This is a genomic window from Streptomyces sp. NPDC002690 (genome assembly GCF_053592415.1).
The window spans coordinates 1-4,259 of the sequence record NZ_JBSFVR010000493.1; the positions used below are offsets into that span (position 1 = coordinate 1).

Annotated in this window: 4 protein-coding genes and 1 pseudogene; 4 read left to right on the top strand and 1 reads right to left on the bottom strand. The window is 70.6% G+C overall.

Going from position 1 to position 4,259, the window contains the following annotated elements; translation table 11 throughout:
• Positions 1-129 precede the first annotated feature (129 nt).
• The 4 genes from ACWD3D_RS33950 (at position 130) to obgE (ending at position 4,167) form a co-directional block, all read left to right on the top strand.
• On the top strand, positions 130-1,791 hold the full coding sequence (locus tag ACWD3D_RS33950; protein WP_451464557.1) for a glycosyltransferase: 1,662 nt from the start codon (positions 130-132) through the stop codon (positions 1,789-1,791).
• Between the two features lie 210 nt (positions 1,792-2,001).
• Positions 2,002-2,322 (top strand): 50S ribosomal protein L21, encoded by a 321-nt coding sequence (gene rplU / locus ACWD3D_RS33955; RefSeq protein ID WP_008738952.1) that lies wholly within the window; start codon positions 2,002-2,004, stop codon positions 2,320-2,322.
• 11 nt (positions 2,323-2,333) lie between these two features.
• On the top strand, positions 2,334-2,591 hold the full coding sequence (gene rpmA / locus ACWD3D_RS33960) for a 50S ribosomal protein L27 (protein WP_014045902.1): 258 nt from the start codon (positions 2,334-2,336) through the stop codon (positions 2,589-2,591).
• 139 nt (positions 2,592-2,730) lie between these two features.
• On the top strand, positions 2,731-4,167 hold the full coding sequence (obgE, locus tag ACWD3D_RS33965; protein ID WP_451464558.1) for a GTPase ObgE: 1,437 nt from the start codon (positions 2,731-2,733) through the stop codon (positions 4,165-4,167).
• Here the strand turns inward: obgE and ACWD3D_RS33970 are convergent.
• Positions 4,136-4,259 (bottom strand): annotated as a pseudogene (locus tag ACWD3D_RS33970) (Sua5/YciO/YrdC/YwlC family protein); the annotation flags it as partial. The gene obgE and the pseudogene ACWD3D_RS33970 overlap by 32 nt on opposite strands.

The following is a 4,259-nucleotide window of genomic DNA, read 5'->3' on the forward strand; positions in this document are numbered from 1 at the left end:
GCCGCTTCCCCGACGCGGGGGAGCGGCCCACCGGTGGTGGTGCGGGCGCGGGTGCGTGCCGACGGCTTCACCGGGGCGGCACGGCTTTTCATGTGTGGGGGAGTGTTCACAAGTGGGGGGACGAGAGAAATGCTGAAGGTCAGTGTCGTGGTGCCCGTGTACAACGCGGGCCCGTACCTGGAGCGTTGCGCGCCGTCGCTGCTCGGACAGAGTCTGGGCGAGGACGAGTACGAGATCGTCTACGTGGACGACGGATCGACCGACGGTTCGGCGGAGGTGCTCGACCGGCTCGCCGCCGAGCACTCCCGAATACGGGTGCACCACCAGGAGAACTCGGGCTGGCCGGGCAAGCCGCGCAACGTCGGCATCGCCATGGCGCGCGGTGAGTACATACAGTTCGTCGACCAGGACGACCGGCTCACCCCCGAGGCGTTGGAACGCCTGTACGCCATGGGCAGCCGCAACGGCTCCGACATCGTGCTCGGCAAGATGGCCGGCTCCATGGTGGGGCCCTCGCCCGTCTTCCGCCGCAATCGCGAACGCTGCACGGTGGAGGACGCGCCGCTGATCGAGACGCTCACGGCACACCGGCTGTTCCGGCGCGCGTTCCTGGAGGAGACAGGAATCCGCTTCCCCGAGGGGTACTGGCGCATGGAGGACCTGCTCTTCATGGTCCGCGCCTACCCCCGGGCCAAGGTGGTCTCCATACTCGCCGACTACCCCTGCTACATCTGGGACCGCAGGGAGGACGGCGGAAACAACAGCCGGGCCGCGTTCGACCGCCTCGACAACCTCCGCCGACTGCGCATGATCATCGAGGCGCTGGCCGACGCCACCGAACCCGGTGAGCTCCAGGACCGGCTGATGCGCCGCCTGTACCGCGTCGAGCTGATGCGGTACGTGCCCGAGTTCTCCGCGAGTGACCCGGAGGACGAGGGCCTGCGGGCGATCTACGAGACGACGCGCTCGATGGCCCTCGAATGCTTCCCGCCCGGGGTGACCGCGGGCATGCCGGCGGTGCAGCGACTGCGCGCGACCCTGCTGGCGGAGGACCGTCACGAGGCCCTGGGGGAAGTGGCCCGGCGCGTGAGCGAGGTCCGGCCCCGCATCGAGATCCTGGAGGCCGGGCAGGACGACGCCGGTCGGCTGTCGCTGAGTATCCGCGCCACCCTCCAGCGCACCGGCATCGGACCGCTGGCCCTCGCCGGTACGGAGGACGGCGGGTACGTGCTCGATCCCGCCCTCACCGAGGGCATCGAGGGCGCCGGAAACCGGCCCGTACCCGACCCGCTCTCCTACGCGAACGGCGAGGTGTTCGTCCACGACCTCCGGCGCAACGTCTGGTGGCACGCCGAGGACACCCTGCTGCCGCAGGTCGAGAGCCTCGGGGACGGGCTCAGCCAGGTGGTGGTGGCGGGCGGGGCGGTGCTCGACCCGCTGACGCTGGCGGGCGGCGAACCGCTCGAACCCGGCACGTACGAGGTGTGGTTCGGGGTCCAGGTACTGGGTGTCGGCCGCCGACCCCGGCTCACCCCGGCCGACACCGCCCAGCGGGTGGCGCTCGGCTCGGCCCCGCTCGGCACCACCGGACGCACCGTCCGCGCGGACTGGTCGGGCAGGGGCGGCCAGCTGAGGCTCGTCGTCACCAAGCCCAAGCCCGCCCCGAAGCCGCCGCCGACCGGGCTGCGCCGGATCTACCGCGGTGCGCTGCGCAGGCTGCCCCCCAAGCAGCGCAAGGCCGTACGCCGGTACGCCGCGGCGGTCCGCCGCCGGCTGCCGGGACAGAGCTGACGCCCGCGCCGGGGGCGGTTTGACCGGTTGGGCGGTGGCCCCGTAGCCTTGACCCTCGGCGTGTTTTTCTGTGCGCCTACCCCTGAGCACATCCCTCCCGGTGCGGTTCCGCGCCAGGAGAGGCCGCTCATCCTTCCGGATCGTCACGGGCCCCGGCCCGTGCGAGCGGCTGGCATCAGGGGATCCGTTCCGAGCGAGAGAGAGATCCGCGTGTACGCCATCGTGCGCAGCGGTGGCCGCCAGCACAAGGTTGCTGTCGGTGACATCGTTGAGGTTGACAAGATTTCCACTGCCAAGGTTGGCGACACGGTCGAGCTCTCGACCCTGCTCGTTGTCGACGGCGACGCCGTGACCAGCGACCCGTGGGTCCTGGCCGGCATCAAGGTCCAGGCCGAGATCGTGGACCACCACAAGGGCGCGAAGATCGACATCCTTCGCTACAAGAACAAGACCGGCTACCGCCGTCGCCAGGGTCACCGCCAGCAGTACACGGCGATCAAGGTCACCGGTATCCCCGCGGCTGCGAAGTAAGGGACTGAGACATGGCACACAAGAAGGGCGCATCGTCCACTCGGAACGGGCGCGACTCCAATGCTCAGCGGCTCGGCGTGAAGCGCTTCGGCGGTCAGGCCGTCAACGCCGGTGAGATCCTGGTCCGCCAGCGCGGCACCCACTTCCACCCGGGCACGGGCGTCGGCCGTGGCGGCGACGACACGCTGTTCGCGCTGACCGCCGGTGCGGTGGAGTTCGGTACGCACCGCGGCCGCAAGGTCGTCAACATCGTTCCCGTCGCCGCCTGATCTTCCGGCGAGCACGGTAACGACGCAACACCTTCCGAGGGCGGATCTCAGCTTTCCCGGTCGACGGGGAAGCGGGTCCGCCCTCGGCGTGTTACATCAGAGACACATCCGTAGATAGCAGTACCTGGAGGCACCCACCATGACCACCTTCGTGGACCGCGTCGAGCTCCATGCCGCCGCGGGTAACGGAGGCCACGGCTGTGCCTCCGTCCACCGTGAGAAGTTCAAGCCCCTCGGTGGACCCGACGGCGGCAACGGCGGACGCGGCGGCGACGTGACGCTCGTCGTCGATCAGGCCGTGACCACCCTGCTCGAATACCACCACCACCCCCACCGCAAGGCCACCAGCGGCCAGCCCGGCGCGGGTGACAACCGTTCGGGCAAGGACGGCCAGGACCTGGTCCTGCTCGTCCCGGACGGCACCGTCGTCCTCGACAAGGAAGGCAACGTCCTCGCCGACCTGGTCGGTCAGGGCACCACCTTCGTCGCCGGACAGGGCGGTCGCGGCGGCCTCGGCAACGCCGCGCTGGCCTCGGCCCGCCGCAAGGCCCCCGGCTTCGCGCTCCTCGGCGAGCCGGGCGAGTCGCGCGACATCGTCCTGGAGCTCAAGACCGTCGCCGACGTGGCGCTGGTCGGCTACCCGAGCGCGGGCAAGTCCTCGCTGATCTCGGTGCTCTCGGCGGCCAAGCCGAAGATCGCGGACTACCCGTTCACCACGCTGGTACCGAACCTCGGTGTCGTCACCGCCGGCGCGAACGTCTACACCATCGCCGACGTCCCCGGCCTCATCCCCGGCGCCAGCCAGGGCCGCGGGCTGGGCCTGGAGTTCCTCCGCCACGTCGAGCGCTGCTCGGTGCTGGTGCACGTACTGGACACGGCGACGCTGGAGTCCGACCGCGACCCCGTCTCCGACCTCGACATCATCGAGGAGGAGCTGCGCCAGTACGGCGGCCTGGAGGACCGGCCCCGCATCGTCGTCCTGAACAAGGTCGACATCCCGGACGGCCAGGACCTCGCCGACATGATCCGCCCGGAGCTGGAGGCGCGGGGCTACCGCGTCTTCGAGGTCTCCGCCCTCGCGCACAAGGGCCTCAACGACCTCTCGTACGCACTGGCCGGGATCGTCGCCGAGTCGCGTGCCGCCAAGCCGGTGGAGGAGGCGACCCGGGTCGTCATCCGCCCGAAGGCCGTGGACGACACCGGGTTCACCGTGGCCGTCGACGAAGAGGGCATCTACCGGGTGCGCGGCGAGAAGCCCGAACGCTGGGTGCGCCAGACCGACTTCAACAACGACGAGGCCGTCGGCTACCTCGCGGACCGGCTCAACCGCCTCGGTGTCGAGACGGCCCTGATGAAGGCCGGAGCCCGCGCGGGCGACGGCGTCGCCATCGGCCCCGAGGAAAACGCGGTCGTCTTCGACTGGGAGCCGACGATGATGGCCGGCGCCGAGATGCTCGGCCGCCGCGGCGAGGACCACCGTATGGAGGCCCCCCGCCCGGCCGCGCAGCGTCGCCGGGACCGCGACGCCGAGCGGGACGACGCGCAGAAGGAATACGACGAGTTCGACCCCTTCTAAAGCCGTGAGCCGAGGAGAAGGCGTCCGCACCGATCCCGTACACGGTGTCGGTGGGGAGCACGACCAGTTCGCCGCGACGTACCGCCGAGGCG